This window comes from Streptomyces sp. NPDC085524, assembly GCF_044541755.1.
Classification (GTDB): domain Bacteria; phylum Actinomycetota; class Actinomycetes; order Streptomycetales; family Streptomycetaceae; genus Streptomyces.
The window spans coordinates 73,339-95,089 of record NZ_JBITTH010000007.1; the positions used below are offsets into that span (position 1 = coordinate 73,339).

A 21,751-nucleotide genomic window follows, 5' to 3' on the forward strand; every position below is an offset into this window, starting at 1 on the left:
GGCGCCGGGCCGGGGTCCGGTCAGACCTTCTCGCGGTTCTGGGAGTTCGAGTACGGGCTGTCGTACGGGCCGTCGGGGAGCGGACCCCGGTCGATGAGGGCGCTGATGCCGACGACGAGCAGCAGCCCGCCGAGCACGATGCCGATGGCGCCGAGGATGATGCCGGCCAGCGCCATCCCGCCGTTGTCGGCCTCGCCGCGGTTCGCCTTGCCCTTGCCGAGGGCGCCGAAGACCACGGCCGCGATGCCGACGGCGATGGCTATGAAGCTGGTGACGCAGCCCACCACGGAGAGGATGCCGAGGACGAGGGCGGTGATGCCGAAGCCGTTGCTCTTCGGCATCCCGTAGGGCTGGTACGAGGCGTAGCCCGGGTATCCCGGCTGGCCCGGGTACACGCCCTGGCCGGGGTATCCGGGCTGGCCGGGGTACCCGTACGTCGGCTGGGCGGCCGGACCGGGGTAGGCGTAGCCGTGGGCGTTCGGGTCGGGCTGCGCCGGATAGCCGTACGCGGCGGACGCGGTCCCTGGCACGGGAGACTCCGCGGGCGACCCGGCCCCCGGCATCCCGATGACCGTGGGCTGGTCGTGCACGGAAGGCGGACCAGACACACCGGACGCGCCCGGCTGCACCCCGTGCGCGGGGTGCGGGCCCTGCGGTTTGCCCAGCTCCACCGCCGGCTGCTCGGGCGGAGCCCACGGGTCTCGCGGCTCGGGATTGTTCTCGGTCATACGGAGCCCCCCTCTCGTACGGCCATGCTAAGCGCTGCCGCTGACGGTCACCGGTCTGCCTACGATGAATGCCGACCTGCCCGCACCAGCGTCTTTCCCGGAGGCATCCCCATGACCGACCTGCACCCCTTCATCGCGGGGCTGCCCAAGGCGGAACTCCACGTCCACCACGTCGGCTCGGCGTCCCCGCGCATCGTCGCCGAACTCGCCTCCCGGCACCCCGACTCGAAGGTCCCCACCGACCCCGAGGCGCTCGCCGACTACTTCACCTTCACCGACTTCGCGCACTTCATCGACGTCTACCTGTCGGTCGTGGACCTGATCCGCACCCCCGAGGACGTCCGGCTGCTGACCTTCGAGGTCGCCCGTGACATGGCGCGGCAGAACATCCGCTACGCCGAGCTGACCATCACTCCGTACTCCTCCACCCGCCGCGGCATCGACGCGAAGGCCTTCATGGAGGCCATCGAGGACGCCCGCAAGGCCGCCGAGGCCGAACTCGGCGTCGTCCTGCGCTGGTGCTTCGACATCCCCGGCGAAGCCGGCCTGGAGGCCGCCGCCGAGACCGCCCGCCTCGCCGTCGACTTCCGCCCCGAGGGCCTGGTCTCCTTCGGCCTCGGCGGCCCCGAGATCGGCGTCCCGCGGCCGCAGTTCAAGCCGTACTTCGACGCCGCCCGCGCCGCAGGCCTGCGCAGCGTGCCGCACGCCGGCGAGACCACCGGCCCCGAGACCATCTGGGACGCCATCCGCGAGCTGGGCGCCGAGCGCATCGGCCACGGCACCAGCGCCACCAAGGACCCGGAGCTCCTCGCGTACCTCGCCGAGCACCGCATCGCGCTGGAGGTCTGCCCGACCTCCAACATCGCCACGCGCGCGGTCGCGGACCTCGACCAGCACCCCGTCAAGGAGATGGTCGCGGCGGGCGTGCTCGTCACCATCAACAGCGACGACCCGCCGATGTTCGGCTCCGACCTCAACAACGAGTACGCGGTGGCCGCCCGCCTCCTCGACCTGGACGAGCGCGGGCTCGCCCAGCTCGCCAAGAACGCCGTCGAGGCCTCGTTCCTCGACGAGGCGGGCAAGGCGCGGCTGAGCGCCGAGATCGACACGTACACCACCGCCTGGCTCGCCCCCTGACGTCCCGTCGACAATGGGGACATGAGCACCCTTACTGCCGTCGGCCACCGCGGCGATCCCTACCGTGTCCGTGAGAACACCCTGGCCTCGATCCGCTCCGCGTTCGCACGCGGAGCGGACGCGGTCGAGATCGACGTCCGGCTGACCCGTGACGGGGTGCCGGTCCTGCTCCATGACGAAACGCTCCAGCGGCTGTGGGGCCACGACGTGCGTCTGGACGCCGTCACGGCCACGCAGTTGCGGGAGCTCACCGGGGGCGGGGTCCCGACCCTCCGAGAGGCCCTGATGGAGGCCGGGGCGGGCCGGCTGATGATCGACCTGCCGGGTGCCACGGCGGAGTCGGTGCGCACCGTCGTGGGCCAGGTCCACGAGTGCGGGGCGCGCGAGCGGACGTACTACTGCGCGGGCCCGAACACCATGCTGGCCGTCCGCTCCGCCGATCCGGCCGCGGAGATCGCGCTGACCTGGACCACGCTGTCGCCGCCGCGCCGGGTGCTGATCGACGCGGTGTCCCCGCGCTGGCTCAACTACCGCTTCGGGCTGGTGAGCCGGGAGCTCACCGACGCCCTGCACCGGGACGGGCTGCTGGTGTCGGCGTGGACGGCGGACACCAAGAAGACGATGAAGGCGCTGCTCAAGGCCGGGGTCGATTCCGTCACCACGAACCGCCTGGACGCGCTGGCCGCCGTACGGGCCGGGCTCGGGCGGTGATACGCGCCTTCCGCGACGGGATCCGCGGCGCCGACCGGCGGTGGCAGGACCTGGGCCTGACCGTGCTCGTGCAGCTGGCCGTCACGATGCCGTTCGTCGTGCCCCGTTCGCCCGAACTGCCGCCCGCGACCTGGGGCTCGTACGCGATGACCACGCTCGCCGTGCTGCCGCTGATCTGGCGGCGCAGGGCGCCGGTCACCGTGCTGGCGGCGATCACCGTCGTCGGGGGGATCTACAAGGTCACGCTCGACGGGCCGGGGCAGCCGCTGCCGTACGCGGGCCTCATCGCCTTCTACACGGTCGCCCTCCAGTGCACGCCCCGGGTCCGGGCGGCCGTGGGCGTGGCCACCGCGGTCGCGGTCGCCCTGTCGGTGGGCTGGGACACGGGTTCGGCGCGGGAGTTGCTCTTCACCCTCTTCGTCTCGGCCGCGGCGTACGCCCTGGGGCGGCTCCAGCACACGCGGCAGGCGTACACCGAGGCCGTCGAAGCGCGCGCCGCCGAGCTGGAGCGGGCCAACCGGATCGAGGCGGAGCAGGCCGCGGCGAACGAACGGGCCCGCATCGCCCGGGAGATGCACGACATCCTCTCGCACGCGGTCAGCATCATGATCGTGCAGGCGGAGGCCGGTCCGGTGGCCGTCCGCAGGGCCCCGGAGCGGGCCGAGGCGGCCTTCGACGCGATCGCGGAGACCGGGCGCGACGCGATGGCGCAGCTGCGCGCGATGCTGGGCGTGCTGCGCACCTCCGAGGCCGCTCCGAGGAGCCCGCAGCCGGGCATCGCCGAGCTGGCGGAGCTGGTGGACCGGGTACGGGCCAGCGGGCTGAGGGTGTCGTACGAGCGGACGGGCGCGGTGCGCGAGCTGCCGGCCGCGCTCGGGGCGACGGTGCACCGGGTGGTGCAGGAGGCGCTGACCAACGTGGTCAAGCACGCCGGGGCCTCGGTGGTGGACGTACGCCTGGAGTACGGGGACGCGGCCCTCACCGTGACGGTCAGGGACGACGGCCGGGGGCCCGGCGGCGGTGGTTCCGGCGGGCACGGCCTGATCGGCATCCGCGAGCGGGCGGCGGCGCACGGCGGAGCGGTGGAGTCCGGTCCGGGGCCGGGCGGCGCCGGGTTCGCCGTGCGGGTGGTCCTTGTAACCTCGCCGCAGGAGGTGGGGACTTGACGATCCGTGTGGTGGTCGCCGACGACCAGGAGCTGGTGCGCAGCGGGTTCGCGATGATCCTGGACGTCCAGGACGACATCGAGGTCGTGGCGGAGGCCGGGGACGGCGCGGCGGCGGTGGAGGCGGTGCGCCGGCTCTCCCCCGACGTGGCGCTGCTGGACATCCGGATGCCGGTGCTGGACGGGATCGAGGCGTGCCGGACGATCTCCGCGGAGAGCGCGTGCCGCACCGTGATGCTGACGACCTTCGACTCGGACGAGTACGTGTACGAGGCACTGCACGCGGGGGCGAGCGGGTTCCTGCTGAAGGACGTGCGGCGGGACGATCTGGTGCATGCGGTACGGGTGGTGGCGGCGGGCGAGTCGCTGCTGGCGCCTTCGGTGGCGCGGCGGCTGATCGAGGAGTACACGGCGGTGACGGCCCGGCAGCCGGCCGTGGCCCCGGCGGCCGCGGAGCGGCTGGAGGCGCTGACGGCCCGGGAGCGGGAGACGCTGCTGCACCTGGGGCGGGGGCTGTCGAATGCGGAGATCGCGGCGGCCCTGGTGGTGAGCGAGCACACGGTGAAGTCGCACGTGGGGAACGTGCTGGCGAAGCTGGGGCTGCGCGACCGGATCCAGGCGGTGATATGCGCGTACGAGACGGGGCTGATCGCGGCGGGTACTCCCTCCGGAGAGTGAGGGGACGGCGTGTCGCCTCCCTCTGGCCGGTGAGTTGTCGTACCGCGAAAGACCCCTCTCTGTGGTGATCCTCAACCACCCCTCTGACCTGCAGCATTGAGTCATCGGGGCCGCAGTGGCCCGGTGAAGTCAGAGGGGGATCCCATCATGAAGGCTCGTACGCGCACACTGATCGCCGCCGCTCTGGTCCTGGGCATCGCGTCCGGACCCGTCGTCGCACACGCCGCCCCGGCGCCCGCGTCCCCGTCTGCGTCTGCGGGGGCCACGGCGCCCCTGGTGCCGACCCCGCCGAACGCCGCGGCGCTGGAGCGGGCGATCGCCGGGCTCGGGGCGCAGAACAAGGACGCGACGGCCGCGCTGGTCCGGGTGGGCGGTACGAGCGGCAGCTGGCGGGGCAGTTCCGGTGTCGCGGACATCGCCACCGGGCGGGAGGCCACCGCGCAGGGGCGGTTCCGGGCCGGGTCGGTGACCAAGACCTTCACGGCGGCCGTGGTGCTCCAGCTGGCGGCCGAGGGCCGGGTGGATCTGGACCGGCCGGTCCGGTGGTACCTGCCGGGGACGGTCCCCGATGCCTACGGCACGGTCACCGTGCGGCAGTTGCTCAACTACACGAGCGGCATACCGGCGGCGGACGGCCCGGGCGACTCCTTCGAGGCGCAGTGGGCGCACCGCTTCGATGTGACCGACCCGCACGATCAGCTGGCCAACGCCTTCGCGAAGGTGCCGGAGTTCACCCCGGGCTCGGCCCAGCACTACCTGAACATCAACTACACGGTGCTGGGCGTGCTCATCGAGAAGGTGACGGGCGCTTCGTACGAGGACGCGGTCGCCCGGCGGATCCTGAAGCCGCTGGGTCTGCGCCAGACCTCGTTCCCGGCCCGGACGCAGACGAAGATCCACGGCCCGCACAACCGGGGCTACCAGGCGGTCGAGAAGGCGGACGGCTCCCGGGAGCTGCGGGACGTGACGGAGTGGAACTCCTCGGACCGGTGGGCGGCGGGGGACATCATCTCGACCACGGCCGATCTGGAGCGGTTCACCATAGCCCTGTTCAGCGGGCAGATCGTGCCGAAGGCCCAACTGGAGGAGATGTTCACGGTGCCCGCAGTGAAGAACTTCGGCAACGGGAAGGACGCCACGCTGACGGCGGGCCTGTCCAGGATCGTCCTGCCGGACGGCACGGTGGCGTGGGGCAAGTCGGGCGGCCGGTACGGCTACAACACTGCGATAGGCGCGACCCGCGACCTCTCCCGCACCCTGGTCTACTCGGTCAACTCCACGAACGCGAAGGGCGAGGACATGAACCCGGTGGCGTTCGGCATCGTGATGGCCGCCTTCGCGAAGTAGGCCCCGGGTCAGGCGGGCATCGCCTCGAGGCGCTTGATCATGCGGCGCAGGACCAGCAGGGGAATCACTCCGAAGACGCCGAAGGACATGTCGATGACGCTCCACCAGACGGGGATGCCGCGGATGGGTCCGCAGATCAGGGCCAGGGGGATCACTCCGGCGCAGGCGATCATGCCGGCTTCGACGATCCAGATGTTGCGGACCGGGTCGCGGTGGACGCCGTAGAAGAAGACGGCGATGACGAGGTGGGCGAAGGCGAGCCAGTCGGTGCCGTAGAGGAGGAAGGGGTACTCGGCGTCGGCCCGGTCCAGCCCGTCGCCCACCCTCCGGAGCCACTCGTTGTCCATCAGGGCGTTGGCCCAGCGGAGTTCGCTCACCAGAGGGAAGGCGGTGAGTCCGCTCAGCACCAGGCAGACGAGGAACAGGACCAGCCAGGCGCGTATCCGCCGCTCAAGGGCGCTTCTCTCGCTCATGCCAGGAAGCGTACACCTGGAGTTGAACGCGTTCAGCCAATTATCTGAACGCGTTCAACTCGACCGTCGGGGTGCTCAGAGTCCGACGATGGCGTTCCAGCGCTTGGCGAAGGTGCGGCGCTCGGCCGTGGAGATGTCACGTGCGACGGCCAGCCGCTTGCGCATCTCCTCGTCGGGGAAGATCAGCGGGTTCTCGGCCAGTTCGGCGGTCTCCTTGTCCTCCGAGCGGGCCAGGACCTCGCGGGCGGCCGGGACGGGGCAGACGTAGTTGACGGATGCGGCGAGCGCCGCGGCCGTCTCCGGGTCGTAGTAGTGGTCGATCAGCGCCTCGGCATTGGCCTTGTGCCGGGCCATGTTGGGGATGAGCAGACTCTCCGCCCAGAGTTCGGCGCCCTCCTCGGGGACCACGAACTCGATGTCGGGGTTGTCGGCCTGGAGCTGGATGACGTCGCCGGAGTAGGCCTGACAGGCCAGCACGTCGCCCTTGCTCAGATCGGAGGTGTAGTCGTTGCCGGTGAAGCGGCGGATGTGCTTCTTGCGCACCAGCTCCTCGACCTGGTCGCACACCCGGTGGTAGTCGGACTCGGTCCAGCGGGTGACGTCCACCCCGTTGCCCTGCATCAGCAGCGAGAAGGACTCGTCCAGGCCGGAGAAGAGGGTGACCTTGCCCGCGAGATCCGGCTGCCACAGGTCCTTGACCGACTTGATCTCGCGGCCCAGGGCCTTGCGGTTGTAGGCGATGCCGGTGATCCCCGACTGCCACGGGACGGTGTGCAGCCGGCCCTCGTCGAAGGCGGGGGAACGCAGCTGCGGGTCCAGGTTGCGGGAGACGTTGGCCTGCGCCGAGCGGTCCATCTTCTGGGCCCAGCCCAGGTGGACGAAGCGGGCGGCCATCCAGTCGCTGACCACGACCAGGTCGTGGCCGGTCTCCTGGTGGTTCATCAGGGCGGGGCTGATCTTGCCGAAGAACTCGTCGTTGTCGTTGATCTCCTCGGAGTACCGGACTTCGATCCCGGTCTGCTTCGAGAAGGAGTCCAGCGTCGGCCGGCTCTCCTCGTCCTCGTCATCGGTGTCGATGTAGAGCGGCCAGTTGGAGAAGACCACGCTCTGCTCGCGCTCGGAGCGGTCCGCGCCCGCGCGCTGCTCCTCCGGGACGTAGGCGGCCGGCACACCGCAGCCCGTGAGGGCGGCGAGCAGTCCCGCGGCACCGAGGCCGCGCAGCGCGTCGCGGCGGGAGAGGTCGAGTCGAGGCATGGCCAAAGCCTCGGTGAACGCCGCAGGGCGGGCAATAGACAAGGTGTCTACTGCCCGCCCCTTCAGTGCTGTGCTGTGATCAGTGCGGCGAGGCCGCCGATCAGCCGTCGAGCGAGGTCATGACGTGCTTGATGCGCGTGTAGTCCTCGAAGCCGTAGGCGGAGAGGTCCTTGCCGTAGCCGGACTTCTTGAAGCCGCCGTGCGGCATCTCGGCGACGAGCGGGATGTGGGTGTTGATCCACACGCAGCCGAAGTCGAGGTTCTTGGACATCCGCATCGCGCGGCCGTGGTCCTTGGTCCACACGGAGGAGGCGAGGGCGAACTCGACGCCGTTCGCGTACTCCACGGCCTGGGACTCGTCCGTGAAGGACTGGACGGTGATGACGGGGCCGAAGACCTCGTTCTGGATGATCTCGTCGTCCTGCTTGAGGCCGGAGACCACGGTCGGGGCGTAGAAGTAGCCCTTGTCGCCGACCTGGTGGCCGCCCGCCTCGACCTTGGCGTGCGCGGGGAGGCGCTCGATGAAGCCCGCGACCTGCTTGAGCTGGTTCGGGTTGTTCAGCGGGCCGTACAGCACGTCCTCGTCGTCCGGCTGGCCGGTCTTGGTGTCCGCGGCGGCCTTGGCGAGCGCGGTCACGAACTCGTCGTGGATCGACTCGTGCACGAGCACGCGGGTGGCCGCGGTGCAGTCCTGGCCGGCGTTGAAGTAGCCGGCGACCGCGATGTCCTCGACGGCCTTGGCGATGTCGGCGTCCTCGAAGACGACGACGGGGGCCTTGCCGCCGAGCTCCAGGTGGACGCGCTTGACGTCCTTCGAGGCGCTCTCGGCGACCTGCATGCCGGCGCGCACCGAGCCGGTGATGGAGGCCATCGCCGGGGTGCTGTGCTCGACCATGGCCTTGCCGGTCTCGCGGTCGCCGCAGATGACGTTGAAGACGCCCTTGGGCAGGATCGAGTCGATGATCTCCGCCATCAGGACGGTGGAGGCCGGGGTGGTGTCCGAGGGCTTGAGCACCACGGTGTTGCCCGCGGCGATCGCCGGGGCGAACTTCCACACGGCCATCATCATCGGGTAGTTCCACGGCGCGACCTGGGCACAGACACCGACGGGCTCACGGCGGATGATCGAGGTCATCCCCTCCATGTACTCGCCGGCCGAACGGCCCTCCAGCAGGCGGGCGGCACCCGCGAAGAAGCGGATCTGGTCCACCATAGGCGGCAGCTCCTCGCTGGCCGTGAGGCCCAGCGGCTTGCCGGTGTTCTCCGACTCGGCGGCGACGAGCTCGTCCGCGCGCGCCTCGAAGGCGTCCGCGATCTTCAGCAGCGCCTTCTGGCGCTCCGACGGCGTGGTGTCGCGCCAGCCCGGGAAGGCGGCCGCGGCGGCCGCCATGGCCGCGTCGACGTCGGCCTGGCCCGAGAGCGGAGCCGTCGCGAAGGCCTCGCCGGTGGACGGATTGACCACCTCGGTGGTCCGCCCGTCGGCAGCGTCCTTGAACTCCCCGCCGATGTAGTTGCGCAGACGACGCAGTTCGGTGGTCACTACAGCCACACTCCTGATCACATGTCCAACGATTGAGACGAATCCCAAGCCTAGCCCCTCTGGCGACGCTTTCGACAGACCCGGACGCCACCAACTACGAAATCGGTGAGATCTGAGTCAGCAAACAACGGATTTCATCGAATCCGTCTTGCGGAACAGACGACCCTCGTGCACAGTGAGGTCGTGGTCAGTCGAAGCGCAGATTCCAGGAACAGACAACCGTCCCCTTCGGTCGATGCTGTGTCCCTGGCGATCATCGAGCAACTGCAGGAGGACGGACGCCGTCCCTATGCATCGATCGGCAAGGCCGTAGGCCTCTCCGAAGCCGCCGTACGCCAGCGCGTACAGAAGCTGCTCGACCAGGGCGTCATGCAGATCGTCGCCGTCACCGACCCGCTCACCGTGGGCCTGCGGCGCCAGGCAATGGTCGGCATCAACGTCGAGGGAGACCTCGACCCGGTGGCCGACGCACTGACCGCCATGGCCGAGTGCGAATACGTGGTGATGACCGCGGGATCGTTCGACCTGATGGTGGAGATCGTCTGTGAGGACGACGACCACCTGCTCGAAACGATCAACAAGAAGATCCGCACGCTCCCCGGCGTGCGATCAACCGAAAGCTTCGTTTATCTGAAGCTCAAGAAGCAGACCTACATGTGGGGAACTCGATAGCCCGTGAGCCAGGACCTCTCCAAGACCGCGTACGACCACCTGTGGATGCACTTCACCCGCATGTCGTCGTACGAGAACGCACCCGTCCCCACCATCGTGCGCGGTGAGGGCACCTACATCTTCGACGACAAGGGCAAGCGCTACCTCGACGGCCTCGCCGGCCTGTTCGTGGTCAACGCCGGCCACGGCCGCAAGGAGCTGGCCGAGGTCGCCTTCAACCAGGCGCAGCAGCTCGCCTTCTTCCCCGTGTGGTCGTACGCCCACCCGAAGGCCGTCGAGCTCGCGGAGCGCCTGGCGGACTACGCTCCGGGCGACCTGAACAAGGTCTTCTTCACCACCGGTGGCGGCGAAGCGGTCGAGACCGCCTGGAAGCTCGCCAAGCAGTTCTACAAGCTGCAGGGCAAGCACACCAAGTACAAGGTCATCTCGCGTGCGGTCGCCTACCACGGCACCCCGCAGGGCGCCCTGTCCATCACGGGTCTGCCGGCCCTGAAGGCCCCCTTCGAGCCGCTGGTGCCCGGTGCGCACAAGGTTCCGAACACCAACATCTACCGCGCCCCGATCTACGGCGACGACCCCGAGGCCTTCGGCCGCTGGTGCGCCGACCAGATCGAGCAGGAGATCCTCTTCGAGGGCGCCGACACCGTCGCCGCCGTCTTCCTCGAGCCGGTGCAGAACGCCGGTGGCTGCTTCCCGCCGCCGCCCGGGTACTTCCAGCGGGTCCGCGAGATCTGCGACGAGTACGACGTGCTGCTCGTCTCCGACGAGACGATCTGCGCCTTCGGCCGCCTCGGCACGATGTTCGCCTGTGACAAGTTCGGCTACGTGCCGGACATGATCACCTGCGCCAAGGGCATGACCTCGGGCTACTCCCCGATCGGTGCCTGCATCGTCTCGGACCGCATCGCCGAGCCGTTCTACAAGGGTGACAACACCTTCCTGCACGGCTACACCTTCGGCGGACACCCGGTGTCCTCGGCGGTGGCGATCGCCAACCTCGACATCTTCGACAAGGAAGGCCTCAACCAGCACGTGCTGGACAACGAGGACGCCTTCCGCTCGACGCTGGAGAAGCTGCTCGACCTGCCGATCGTCGGCGACGTCCGCGGCAACGGCTACTTCTACGGCATCGAGCTCGTCAAGGACAAGGTCACCAAGGAGTCCTTCACGGACGAGGAGACGGAGCGCGTGCTCTACGGCTTCCTCTCCAAGGCCCTGTTCGACGCCGGCCTCTACTGCCGCGCCGACGACCGTGGCGACCCGGTCATCCAGCTGGCCCCGCCGCTGATCGCCGACCAGGGCACCTTCGACGAGATCGAAGGCATCCTGCGCTCGGTGCTCACCGAGGCGTGGACCAAGCTCTAACCCGAGCTGTACCCGGACCACCCCGTCCGCCCGGACTGTAAATAGTCCGAACCACACGGCCCGGATCCCCCTTTCGAGTGAGAAGGCGGGGGTCCGGGCCGTGTGCTGTCACCATCCAAGACGTTCATCTCTTTACATCTCCATGCGGCGCCAGTGACCGAACGGGCTCCGCTTCGTTCCCCCGGACGGAGGTGTACGCCATGGTGGCTCCACCGGACAATGCCCCGCCTGACAATGACGTCCTGTGGGCACGGTCCCTTCAGTACTCCCACAGCGGGTCCCCCCGGACGAAGTCTGGGGGAGGATCGCCCGGCATCGCCGGGATCTCCCTGGGAGTGCGCCAGGGCGAGATCCTGGCCCTGACCGGTCCCCGCGGCAGCGGCAAGACCACCCTGCTGCGCTGCCTCTCCGGGCAGCTGCGGCCGGAACAGGGCGAGGTCTGGTTCAACAGCGTCCCCGTGCACACCATGGGCGCGCTGGCCCGGGAACGGCTGCGCCGCGACCGGTTCGGCTGGATCGGCCCCGAGCCGCAGCTGCTGCCCGAGCTGAAGGTCTGGGAGAACGCGGCCCTGCCCCTGCTGCTCGCCGGCGCCTCCCACCGCAGTGCGAAGCACGCCGCGTGCGAATGGCTGGAACGCCTCGACATCGGCGGCTCCGCCCGCAAGCGGCCCACCGCCCTGGGGCGGGCCGAGTCCCAGCGGGTGGCCCTGGCCCGGGCGCTCGTCCACCAGCCCGCGGTGATCTTCGCCGACGAGCCGACGGCCCCGCTGCACCAGGCCGACCGCGCCCTGCTGCTCCGCACGCTCACCACGGCGGCCCGCTCGCACGAGATCACCGTGCTGCTGGCCACCCACGACGAGGACAGCGCCGCCGTCGCGGACCGCCGCCTCGCCCTGCTCGACGGCCGCTGGGCCGGGGCCGCGCCGGCCGCCCCCTCCTCCGGTCCCGAAACGTCGGAGGGGCAGGCCGCGTGCTCGCTCTCCGCCTAGCCCGAGGCTCCCGGCCCCTGGTCCAGCTGCGCCGGCTCCTCGTCGCGGCCGCCTCGGCCGGCAGCGGGTTCCTGCTGCTGTACGTGCTCCAGGAGGCCGTGGTCCGGCCTGCCGGATCGTTCCCTCGCCTGCTGTGGGCGCTGGTCCCGCTCGCCGCGACCGTCCACTTCGCCGCCGCCGTGGCCCGCACCGACCCCGCGACCCGCCCCCGCGCAGGGCTGGACGCCGCCGGTCTGGGACCCGTACGGCTCACCCTGGTCGCGGCGGTCTCCACCGCCGTCGCCTGCACCCTCGGCAGCGCCCTCGCGCTGGCCGTCTTCCTCCACCTGCGCGGAGACCTGTCCGGGCTGCCGTTCGACGGCGCCGGGGCCGGGCTCCTGCACGCCGAGCAGCCGCTGCCCGTGGCCGCTGCCCTCACCCTGCTGGCGCTGGTCCCCCTCACCGCTTCCGCAGCGACCGTCCTCACCCTGCGTCCCCGGCCGTCCATGGCCCCGCAGACCGGGCTGCCCTGGGGCATCGCCCTGACGGCCTGCGGGCTCGCGGTCCAGGCGTACGCGGGCCGCAGCGGGACCGGGGCGCTGACCGGCTGGTCACTGACCGCGGTCGGCCTCGCCCTCGCCGGACCGGGCCTCGCCTATGCCTGCGGCGCCCTCGTCCAGGCCGTGCGCCCGGGCGCACTCCGGCTGCTGGCCGGACGCGCCCTCCAGGAGGAGGCGTCCCGGCTCGGCCCTCCGCTCGGGGTGCTGTGCGCGGTCGGCGCGGGTGCCCTGACCGCGACGGCCCTGCCCGACGGGGGCGGGCTGCTCGTGCCGCTCGGCCCGCTGTCCGGGGCGGCCGCCGCCCTGGTGGCCGTGTGCGCGGCCGCGACCCTTCTCACATCCGCGGTGGAGGCCCGGCAGACCCGGACCGCGGCCCGCGAGGCGCTGACCGGGCTGGGTGCCCCGCCCAAGGTCCTGCGTACGGCGGCGAGTTTGCGGGCCGGCGCGCTCGTGGCCGTGTGCCTGCCGCTCAGCTGGGGTGTGGCGCAGCTGACCTCGCTGGCCCTGAGCCGCTGAGAGGGCAGCGCTTAGGGTGGGCCGAATGGTCAACGGAAACATCGACACCGAGATCGAGACGCTCGCCGAATTCGACCGGGTCGCGGCCCGCGGCTCGCTCGGCGGCTACCGGATCCAGTCGGTCAACCTGCTGGAGCGGACCTTCGCGCTGCTGTCCGCCGACACCGCGGCGGCCGTGTTCCTGGGCTGCCCGATGGAGCCCGACGCGGCCGCGAAGGTCCGCGCCGACGGCGCGCTGGTCTTCCCTCCCGTCCCCGACCTGCCCTTCGACCCGTACCGGGGCCCGCTCTACACCCCCGAGGAGCTCTATGCCGGGCTGCCCGACGGGTACGGGGCGACCCCGGACTGCCAGACGTACGCCTGGTTCCAGGAGACCAAGGCCGACGGGGACGTCTTCTCCTCGATGCTGCGCTCCGTCCACGACGACGCCGTCTCGGACGCCCTCGACGAGCACCTCGCCGACGCCCGGGTCGTCGGCGTGATGGGCGGCCACGCCATGGCCCGCGGCGGTCCTGCGTACCGGGGCGCGGCCCAGCTGGGCCGGGCGCTGACCCGGTCCGGGCTGACGGTCGCCACCGGCGGCGGGCCGGGCGCCATGGAGGCCGCCAACCTCGGCGCCTACCTGTCCCCGGCGGCCGACGAGGCCCTCCCGGAGGCCATGGAGCTGCTGGCCAAGGCCCCGTCCTTCGAGCCGTCGGTGTCCGACTGGGCCCGTGCCGCCTTCGCCGTGCGGGAGCGCTGGCCCGGTGGTGGCGCATCGGTGGGCATCCCGACCTGGTTCTACGGGCACGAGCCGCCGAACGCGTTCGCCTCGCACATCGGCAAGTACTTCGCGAACGCCACCCGGGAGGACGGGCTGCTGGCCCGCTCCGACGCGGGCGTGGTCTTCCTGCCGGGCGCGGCGGGCACCGTCCAGGAGGTGTTCGACAGCGCGACTCCGAACTACTACGGGTCGCGGGGCGAGCCGGCGCCGATGGTCCTGGTCGACCGGGCCCACTGGACCGAGCACCTCCCGGTGTGGCCGCTGCTGCACGCGCTGGCGCGCGGCCGGGCGATGGAGTCGCGGATCGCGCTCGTCGATTCGGTGGACGAGGTCGCGGACGTCCTCGCCTCGATGAGCTGAGCTTCCGAGGCAACTTCGCGGCCCGTTCTCACGTCTGGCAGAGGTACCGCAAAACCTGCCAGACGTGAACGGAGCCCTCGGTGCTCATAGGCCTGCTGACCGCTGTCGCGGCGTCCATCTGCTACGGCACGGGCTCCGTGCTGCAAGCCGTCGGATCGCGCCGCGCCGCCCGGATGTCCCCGGCCACCGCCGGGGTGACCGCCCATGGCGGACCCAATCTGTCGTCCACCGCGAAAGCGGCGATGACCTGGGAATTCATCGTCGGCACGATCCTGGACTTCGTGGGCTTCGGCCTGGGCGCGCTGGCCGCCCGCCTCCTTCCCCTCTTCCTCTCCCAGACGGTGATCAGCGCCAACCTGGTGATCACGGCCGTGCTGAGCGTGAAGATGCTGGGCATCCGGCTGAGCCGCAAGGAGTGGACCTCGATCGGTGTCGTCTGCACGGCGCTGGTCCTGCTGGCGACGGCGGCCGGCCACGAGGGCGGCCATCACGCCCCGATGTCCACCCACTGGTGGCTGCTGGGGGTCACCGTGCTGCTGATGGTGGGCGGCACCGTTGCCGTACGTCTCCTCGGCGGCGGGGCGGCGATCCTGGCGGGCCTGCTGTCGGGCCTGGGCTTCGGCGCGCTGGGCGTCGGCGTCCGGATCCTCGACGGCGTCGACCCGTTCGACCTCGGCACGTTCCTGTCCGACCCCGCGCTCTACGCCATCCTGCTGGCGGGCGTCGGCGGCATGTACCTGCACACCGTCGCCCTCCAGATCGGCTCGGTCAACGGCGCCACGGCGGCGCTGGTCGTCGGCGAGACGGTGCTGCCTGGCGCGATCGGCGTCCTGTGGCTGGGCGACGCGTCCCGCCCGGGCCTGGCGTGGCTGGCGGTGCTCGGCTTCGTCCTCGCGGTCACCGGTGCGGTGGCCGTCGCCTGGTACGGCAAGCACGAGGGCTCCGATCCGCAGGCGGAGGCCCCGGTCCCGGCGGCGGTCGGCTAGGCCGGGGCCGGCTGCGGTCGTCCGGGGCCCGGGCCGGCCCTCGCCGACCGCCGCCCCTTCACCCGCTCGCCCTCCCCCGCTGGCGCACGACCGGCCGCTGCCGCTTGCTGGACGGGGGAGAAAGCGAGGAGCCCATGGCGCCCACGGACACCGCCACCGCCCGGCTGTACGCGCCCCGGGCCGCCGGGGCGGCCGGCGTCGCGTTCGCCGTGCTGCTCGCGGCGGCGATCGTCCTGATGCGGCTCGCCGTCCCGGGGGACGGCGCCGAGGGGCCGGTTCCCGACGGGGACCGCTGGGCGGTGCGGCTGGCCCTGGAGATCGTGCCCTTCGCCGGGATCGCCTTCCTCTGGTTCATGGGCGCGATGCGCTCGCACGTCGGGCAGGCCGAGGACAAGTTCTTCTCCACCGTCTTCCTCGGCAGCGGGTTCATCTGTGCCGCCACCCTGTTCGTCGCCGCCGGGGCGGCGGGAACCGTGCTCGCGGAGAACAGTCCCTCCGACTTCGGCCGCCACTACGCCTACACGATCCTCGCGACGTACTCCATGCGGATGGCGGCCGTCTTCGTCCTCTCGACCTCGATGATCGGGCGCCGGCTCGGTGTCTTCCCCCGGCCGCTGAGCGTGGTGAGCACCCTCGCCGGCCTGGCCCTGCTGGTGGTCGGGTCCAGCGTGCCCTGGTCCGAGCTGCTGTTCCCTGCCTGGGCCCTCGTCATCAGCGTCCACATCCTGCGGATGAGGGCCCGCCTGCCGTAGGCGGTCGACTCCGCAGAGCCTCCGTCACCTGACCTGACCTGCGGGTTCGTTCCCCGGCAGGACGCACCCCGCTGCCGCATGCATGCTGGATGGGGTAGGGAACGGGGGGTGGGAACTCGGGGACGACGGGGAAGATCCAGCCACCGAAAGGCGGATGCCTCATGAGGCTTGTCGTGGACCTCAACCGCTGTCAGGGCTACGCCCAGTGCGCGTTCCTCGCCCCGGACGTCTTCGCCATGCACGGCGACGAATCCCTGCTCTACAACCCGCAGCCCGACGAGGAGCACCGCGAGGACGTCGTCCGCGCCGTCCACGCCTGTCCGGTCAGGGCCATCCTGCTGGACGCGGTGAACGGCTCCCTGTCGACCCCGGAGGCGCGCGGTGAGCGGTGACTCAGCCCTTGAGCGGCTCAAGCGCGAGGGCCGCATCGTCGTCGTGGGCGCTTCTCTCGCCGGCCTGCGGGCCGCCGAGACCATGCGCGAGAAGGGGTTCGCCGGATCGCTCACGATGATCGGCGACGAACCCTACGAGCCGTACGACCGCCCCCCGCTGTCCAAGGGGGTCCTGCTGGGCAAGGCGACCGCGGACCGTACGCTCCTCCCCCGCCGCCGGGACATCGACGCCAAGTGGCGGCTCGGCGTACCCGCCACGGGTCTGGACATGGCGGGCCGACGGGTCAAGCTCGCCGACGGCGACGAGGTGGAGTACGACCGGCTGCTGATCGCCACCGGCGTACGGGCCCGCCCCTGGCCCAACGAGGAGGAGGCGTCCCTCGAAGGCGTCTTCACGCTGCGCACCCGCGACGACGGCGCGGCCCTGGAGCGCCGGCTCGCGGCCGGACCGCGCCGGGTGCTGGTCATCGGGGCCGGGTTCACCGGCTCCGAGATCGCCTCCGCCTGCCGGGAACGGGACCTCGCGGTCACGATCGCCGAGCGGGGCAACGCACCGCTGGTCGGGGCCCTGGGCGGGGTGATCGGCGAGGTCGCGGCCTCGATGCACCGCGAGAACGGGGTGGACCTGCGGACCGGGATCATGGTGACCCGTCTGGAGGGCGACTCCTCCGGCCAGGTGCGCGCCGCCCACTTGTCGGACGGCACCGTCCTGGAGGCCGACGTCGTGGTCGTGTCGCTCGGCGCCCAGCGCAACACCGACTGGCTGACCGGTTCCGGACTGGGCGCGGGTCCGCGGGGCATCGCCTGCGACGCGGGCTGCCGGGCCTTCAACATCTGGGGCATCGTCACCGACGACATCTACGTGGCGGGTGACGTGGCACGCTCCCCGCACGCGCTGTTCGGGTACCAGTTCCTGTCCCTGGAGCACTGGGGCAACGCCGTCGCCCAGGCCGAGACCGCGGCGCACAACATGCTCAGCGAGGGCGTGGACCGCCGCCCCCACGTGTGGGTCCCGGCCTTCTGGTCCTCCCAGTTCGGAGTGAACATCAAGTCGGTCGGGGTGCCCTCGATGGGCACCGAGATCCTCATCACCCAGGGCTCGCGCGCCGAGCGCCGCTTCGTGGGCGTCTACGGCTACCAGGGGCGCGTCATCGGCGCCGTCACCTTCGACCAGTGCCGCTGGCTGGACTTCTACGAGCAGCAGATCGAACACACCGCGCCGTTCCCGCCGCCGTTCGCGACGGTGGACCGCAGGAGCGAGGGGAACAGCCCGCTGGACGCGGACTTCCCCGACCCGTCGGTGCCCACGCACGGACCGACCATCACCCTGAGCGGCTACTCCCCGGCCGACCGGCGGATGACGTTCACGCCGGCCCACAACTGAGCACGAGGACCTCTCATGACTGAAGGCATCCTGCGGCAGATCCTCGACTACTCCAGCCGGTCCAACCCCTATCCCCTGTACGAGGAGCTCCGCAAGACCCCGGTCTTCCACGACGGGGACGGACCGTACGTCATCAGCACCTACCACGAGATCAAGAGCCTGTTGCACGATCCGCGGATCAGCTCCGACTCCCGCAACCTGGCGGCCACGGGCGGCGACCTGCTGGGCGAGGGGGACGGCGAGGACGACGGGATGGCCGCACTGCCCCCGTCCTTCCTGAAGCTGGACCCGCCCGACCACGACCGGCTGCGCCGGATGACGAACCGCCCCTTCGGGCCGCCGCACTCACCGCACCGGATCCACGACATGCGCGGCGAGCTGGGCGACATCGTCACCGGCCTGATCGACTCCATCGCCGAGAACGGCAACGCGGCACGGATCGACCTGGTGGAGGAGTTCTCGTACCCCTTCCCGGTCACCGTGATCTGCCGGCTGCTGGGGATCCCGCCCGAGGACGAGGCCCGCTTCCACGTCTGGGCCGACACCCTCGCCGCGAGTCTGGACCCCGATCCGGACGCCGACCCCGCCGAGCGCATCAAGAAGACGCAGGACACCCGCATGGAGCTCGGCATGTACCTGGCCGGGCTGATCGAGGAGCGGAAGAAGAACCCGGGTGACGACATGCTGTCCCAGCTGTCGACGGCGCACGGGCCGGACGGCGCCATGAGCACGATGGAGGTGCTGAGCACCTCGGCGCTGCTGCTGATCGCGGGGCACGAGACCACCGTCAACCTGATCACGAACGGCATGCTCACCCTCATGCGCCATCCGGAGGTCCTGGACCGGCTGCGCGCCGAGCCGCAGCTGTCCGTCCCGATCGTGGAGGAGCTGCTGCGCTACGAGCCGCCGGTGCAGCTGCTGCCGCAGCGCACCCCGCTGGCCGACATCGAGATGGAGGGCGTGACCATCCCCAAGGGCTCCTCGCTCTGGCTGGTCCTGGCCTCCGGCAACCGCGACCCCCGCCGGTTCAAGGACCCGGACCGCTTCGACCCGGACCGCCCGGACGTCCAGCACCTGGGCCTGGGCAGCGGCATCCACAGCTGCTTCGGGGCGCCGCTGGCCCGGCTGGAGGCGGCGCTGGCGCTCAGCGAACTGGCCCGCAGGCTGGAGAACCCGAGGCTGCTGGAGGACCCGCCCCCGTACCGGCAGAACGCGGTCCTGCGCGGCCCGCGCCACCTGCCGATCGCCGTGGACGGCATCCGGGCGGCCTGAGCGGCGCGCCGGCGGGCCCTACTCCGCGGGCCCGGCCCCGACCGGGGTGGCCGGCAGGACGACCACCTCGGTCGGCGTGAACGCCACCGCCACCCGGTCGCCCACCGCGGGCGCCGCAGCCAGCCCGCACTCCGCCTCCAGCAGCGGCCCCGCCTCCGGCCGCAGCTGCAGTGCGACGTGCGTGCCGCGGAAGGTACGGGAGACCACCTCGCAGGCCAGGCCGGCCGCGCACAGCACGACCCCGGCCGGGCGGATCAGCAGCCGGTGCTCCCCGTCCGGGGAGCCGGCCGCGACCGGGACCTTGCCCCAGGGGGTGACGGCCGCGCCGCCCGACACCGTGGCCGGGACCACGTTCTCGAAGCCGAGGAACCGGGCCACGAACTCGGACGCGGGCCGCTGCCACACCTCCAGCGGGGTCCCGGCCTGCGCGATGCGCCCGTCCCGCATCACCACCACCCGGTCGGCCAGGGCGAACGCCTCGCCCTGGTCGTGCGTGACGGCCAGCACGGTCGTCCCCAGCCGGGAGAACAGCCCCCGCAGCTCCACCACGAGCCGCTCGCGCAGCCCCCGGTCGAGCTGCCCCAGCGGTTCGTCGAGCATGAGCAGCCGTGGCGAGGGCGCGAGCGCCCGGGCCAGCGCGACGCGCTGCTGCTCGCCGCCCGACAGCGAGGCCACCGCGCGGCCCTGGGCTCCGGGGAGCCCGACCAGCTCCAGCAACTCCGCGACCCGTGCCCCGTACGAGCCGCGCCCGTACGAGGAGCCCCGCATCCGCAGGCCGAACGCGACGTTCCCGCCGACGTCCCGGTGCGGGAAGAGCTGGTGGTCCTGGAACATCAGGCCCACGCCCCGGCGGTGCACCGGCACCCCGGCCTGGTCAGCACCGCCCAGCAGCACCCGGCCCCCGGACACCGGCTGGAGCCCGGCGACGACCCGCAGCAGGGTGGACTTCCCGCTTCCGCTCGGCCCCAGCACGCACACCGTCTCGTGCTCGGCGACCTTCAGGTCGACGGCGTCCACGACCGCCCGCTCACCGAAGCGGACCGACACCCCTTCCAGCTGAAGCAGTGTCATCAGAACTCTCCGGAGGTCTTGTCGGGGCGCAGCCGCTCCAGCACCAGCAGGGACACCGCGCACACCAGCATCAGAATCGTGCTCAGGGCCATCGCCTGCCCGTAGTTCAGCTCACCGGCCCGCCCCAGCAGCCGCGCCACGGCCACCGGCAGCGTCGGGTGGTCCGGCCGCGCGATGAAGACGGTCGCGCCGAACTCCCCCAGCGAGACCGCGAAGGCGAACCCGGCCGCGATCAGCAGCGCCCTGCGCACCAGCGGCAGGTCCACCTCCCGCCAGGCCCGCAGGGGCGAGGCGCCGAGCACCGCGGCCGCCTCGCGGAGCCGCCCGTCGACGGCGCGCAGTACGGGCAGCATGGTCCGTACGACGAAGGGCACGCCGACGAGGGCCTGCGCGAGCGGCACCAGGATCCACGAGGTCCGCAGGTCCAGCGGCGGCTCGTCCAGGGTGATGAGGAAGCCGAAGCCCACCGTCACGGCGGACACCCCGAGCGGGACCATCAGCAGCGCGTCGAAGCCCCGTACGAAGCGGCCCCCGCGGCGGGTCAGCGCCGCGGCCGCGAGCCCGCCGATGACCAGGGCGATCGCGGTGGCGGCGAGCGCGTACTGGAGGGAGTTCCAGATCGCCTCCAGCGGCGCGACCAGGAACGTTCCGCCACCGGCGCCCGCGTCCTGGAGCGCCCGGTAGAAGCCGAGCCCGTAGCCGCCGGGCGCGTCGAAGGAGCGTTCCACCAGCACCGCGAGCGGGGCCACGATCAGCAGCGCCACCGTCAGCAGCACCCCGCCGAGCAGGGACCGCTGCGCCCAGCCGCGCGGCCGGTGCGCGGTCCGGGCCGGATCCACCAGCCGCAGCGCGGTCTCCCGCTTGCGCACCGTCCACGCGTGCACCCCGAGGATCGCGGCGAGCGCGGCGAACTGCACCATGGTCAGCACCGCGGCCGTCGACAGGTCCAGGAGCTGCGCGGTCTGCCGGTAGACCTCCACCTCCAGCGTGGAGTACGAGGGCCCGCCGAGGATCAGCACGACGCCGAAGGAGCTGAAGGTGAACAGGAACACCATCAGCGCGGCGGCGGCCACCGCGGGGGCCAGCGCGGGCAGCGTCACCCGCCGCCAGGCCGCGAACCGGCCCGCGCCGAGCACCCTGGCGGCCTCCTCCTGCCGCGGGTCCAGCTGGGACCAGAGCCCGCCGACGGTGCGCACGACGACCGCGTAGTTGAAGAAGACGTGCGCGAGGAGGATCGCCCAGACCGTGGTGTCGAGCCGGACGCGCGCCAGTTCGTCCAGCAGCCCGCCCCGGCCGACCAGCGCGAGGAAGGCGGTGCCGACGACCACGGTGGGCAGCACGAACGGGACGGTCACCAGGGCCCGCAGCAGCTGTTTGCCGGGGAACTCGAAGCGGGCGAAGACGTACGCCGCGGGGAGTGCGATCACCAGCGTGAGCGCGGTGGAGGCGAGTGCCTGCCAGGTGGTGAACCAGAGCACGCCCGCGATGTCGGGGCGGGTGATCACCGCGCCGATCCGGCCGAACTGCCAGCCGGTGTCGGTCTTGAGGCCGCGCCCGAGGATCGCGGCCACGGGGTAGGCGAAGAACAGCCCGAAGAAGGCCAGGGGCACGGCCATCAGCGCGAGCCGCGCGGCCGTGGCCCGGCCGGACTCGCGGA

At 71.7% G+C, this 21,751-nt stretch carries 21 protein-coding genes; 15 read left to right on the top strand and 6 right to left on the bottom strand.

Translation table 11 applies throughout. From position 1 onward, the window contains the following. Positions 1–20: 20 nt before the first annotated feature. Entirely contained in the window at positions 21–728 is a 708-nt protein-coding gene (locus tag ACIGFK_RS12445) for a DUF4190 domain-containing protein (protein WP_400051465.1), read from the bottom strand. A 111-nt stretch (positions 729–839) separates the two neighbouring features. Here ACIGFK_RS12445 and ACIGFK_RS12450 point away from each other — a divergent pair, with 111 nt between their 5' ends. From ACIGFK_RS12450 to ACIGFK_RS12470, 5 genes are all read left to right on the top strand, one after another. Continuing rightward, positions 840–1,865 carry an adenosine deaminase gene (locus ACIGFK_RS12450; protein WP_376655710.1) on the top strand — a complete coding sequence of 342 codons (1,026 nt, stop codon included), beginning with the start codon at positions 840–842 and terminating at the stop codon, positions 1,863–1,865. Between the two features lie 21 nt (positions 1,866–1,886). Further along, entirely contained in the window at positions 1,887–2,576 is a 690-nt protein-coding gene (locus tag ACIGFK_RS12455) for a glycerophosphodiester phosphodiesterase (protein ID WP_400051468.1), read from the top strand. Between the two features lie 86 nt (positions 2,577–2,662). Next, complete coding sequence (locus tag ACIGFK_RS12460) at positions 2,663–3,742, top strand: sensor histidine kinase (protein WP_376655735.1); 1,080 nt, start codon at positions 2,663–2,665, stop codon at positions 3,740–3,742. Then, positions 3,739–4,419: a response regulator gene (locus tag ACIGFK_RS12465; protein ID WP_400051469.1), complete on the top strand. Its 681-nt coding sequence runs from the start codon at positions 3,739–3,741 to the stop codon at positions 4,417–4,419. Before ACIGFK_RS12460 ends, ACIGFK_RS12465 begins: the two co-directional genes overlap by 4 nt. A 147-nt stretch (positions 4,420–4,566) precedes the next feature. Then, positions 4,567–5,766, top strand: coding sequence for a serine hydrolase domain-containing protein (locus tag ACIGFK_RS12470; protein ID WP_386464827.1), 1,200 nt, complete (start codon positions 4,567–4,569; stop codon positions 5,764–5,766). Between the two features lie 8 nt (positions 5,767–5,774). On the opposite strand, the gene ACIGFK_RS12475 is transcribed toward ACIGFK_RS12470, so the two are convergent. The 3 genes from ACIGFK_RS12475 to ACIGFK_RS12485 all read right to left on the bottom strand — a co-directional run bounded on the left by ACIGFK_RS12475 (position 5,775) and on the right by ACIGFK_RS12485 (position 9,033). Then, positions 5,775–6,239: a hypothetical protein gene (locus ACIGFK_RS12475; protein WP_386464824.1), complete on the bottom strand. Its 465-nt coding sequence runs from the start codon at positions 6,237–6,239 to the stop codon at positions 5,775–5,777. Positions 6,240–6,314: 75 nt separating this feature from the next. After that, positions 6,315–7,493 carry a spermidine/putrescine ABC transporter substrate-binding protein gene (locus ACIGFK_RS12480; RefSeq protein WP_386464821.1) on the bottom strand — a complete coding sequence of 393 codons (1,179 nt, stop codon included), beginning with the start codon at positions 7,491–7,493 and terminating at the stop codon, positions 6,315–6,317. 100 nt (positions 7,494–7,593) lie between these two features. Next, complete coding sequence (locus tag ACIGFK_RS12485; protein WP_376655704.1) at positions 7,594–9,033, bottom strand: gamma-aminobutyraldehyde dehydrogenase; 1,440 nt, start codon at positions 9,031–9,033, stop codon at positions 7,594–7,596. 168 nt (positions 9,034–9,201) lie between these two features. Here ACIGFK_RS12485 and ACIGFK_RS12490 point away from each other — a divergent pair, with 168 nt between their 5' ends. The 10 genes from ACIGFK_RS12490 (at position 9,202) to ACIGFK_RS12535 (ending at position 19,023) form a co-directional block, all read left to right on the top strand. Next, positions 9,202–9,705, top strand: coding sequence for an Lrp/AsnC family transcriptional regulator (locus tag ACIGFK_RS12490; protein WP_007266859.1), 504 nt, complete (start codon positions 9,202–9,204; stop codon positions 9,703–9,705). 3 nt (positions 9,706–9,708) lie between these two features. Further along, entirely contained in the window at positions 9,709–11,070 is a 1,362-nt protein-coding gene (locus tag ACIGFK_RS12495; protein WP_376655703.1) for an aspartate aminotransferase family protein, read from the top strand. 200 nt (positions 11,071–11,270) lie between these two features. Further along, positions 11,271–12,059 carry an ABC transporter ATP-binding protein gene (locus ACIGFK_RS12500; protein ID WP_376655702.1) on the top strand — a complete coding sequence of 263 codons (789 nt, stop codon included), beginning with the start codon at positions 11,271–11,273 and terminating at the stop codon, positions 12,057–12,059. Then, complete coding sequence (locus ACIGFK_RS12505; protein ID WP_376655701.1) at positions 12,041–13,114, top strand: hypothetical protein; 1,074 nt, start codon at positions 12,041–12,043, stop codon at positions 13,112–13,114. Before ACIGFK_RS12500 ends, ACIGFK_RS12505 begins: the two co-directional genes overlap by 19 nt. Before the next feature lie 25 nt (positions 13,115–13,139). After that, the gene (locus ACIGFK_RS12510) at positions 13,140–14,237 is read left to right on the top strand and encodes an LOG family protein (protein WP_400051473.1); all 1,098 of its coding nucleotides are present in this window, start codon (positions 13,140–13,142) and stop codon (positions 14,235–14,237) included. A gap of 80 nt (positions 14,238–14,317) precedes the next feature. Continuing rightward, positions 14,318–15,223: a hypothetical protein gene (locus tag ACIGFK_RS12515; protein ID WP_376655699.1), complete on the top strand. Its 906-nt coding sequence runs from the start codon at positions 14,318–14,320 to the stop codon at positions 15,221–15,223. Between the two features lie 134 nt (positions 15,224–15,357). Continuing rightward, entirely contained in the window at positions 15,358–15,975 is a 618-nt protein-coding gene (locus ACIGFK_RS12520; protein WP_376655698.1) for a hypothetical protein, read from the top strand. Between the two features lie 161 nt (positions 15,976–16,136). Then, complete coding sequence (locus ACIGFK_RS12525) at positions 16,137–16,367, top strand: ferredoxin (protein WP_376655697.1); 231 nt, start codon at positions 16,137–16,139, stop codon at positions 16,365–16,367. After that, on the top strand, positions 16,357–17,751 hold the full coding sequence (locus ACIGFK_RS12530) for an NAD(P)/FAD-dependent oxidoreductase (RefSeq protein ID WP_376655696.1): 1,395 nt from the start codon (positions 16,357–16,359) through the stop codon (positions 17,749–17,751). The genes ACIGFK_RS12525 and ACIGFK_RS12530 overlap by 11 nt, the downstream gene beginning before the upstream one ends. 15 nt (positions 17,752–17,766) lie before the next feature. Further along, positions 17,767–19,023, top strand: a complete 1,257-nt coding sequence (locus tag ACIGFK_RS12535) for a cytochrome P450 (RefSeq protein ID WP_376655695.1) — start codon at positions 17,767–17,769, stop codon at positions 19,021–19,023. Positions 19,024–19,041: 18 nt separating this feature from the next. Here ACIGFK_RS12535 and ACIGFK_RS12540 read toward each other — a convergent pair whose 3' ends face one another. Continuing rightward, complete coding sequence (locus tag ACIGFK_RS12540; RefSeq protein ID WP_376655694.1) at positions 19,042–20,094, bottom strand: ABC transporter ATP-binding protein; 1,053 nt, start codon at positions 20,092–20,094, stop codon at positions 19,042–19,044. Next, positions 20,094–21,710, bottom strand: a complete 1,617-nt coding sequence (locus ACIGFK_RS12545) for an ABC transporter permease (RefSeq protein ID WP_400051735.1) — start codon at positions 21,708–21,710, stop codon at positions 20,094–20,096. The genes ACIGFK_RS12540 and ACIGFK_RS12545 overlap by 1 nt, the downstream gene beginning before the upstream one ends. Positions 21,711–21,751: the final 41 nt, after the last annotated feature.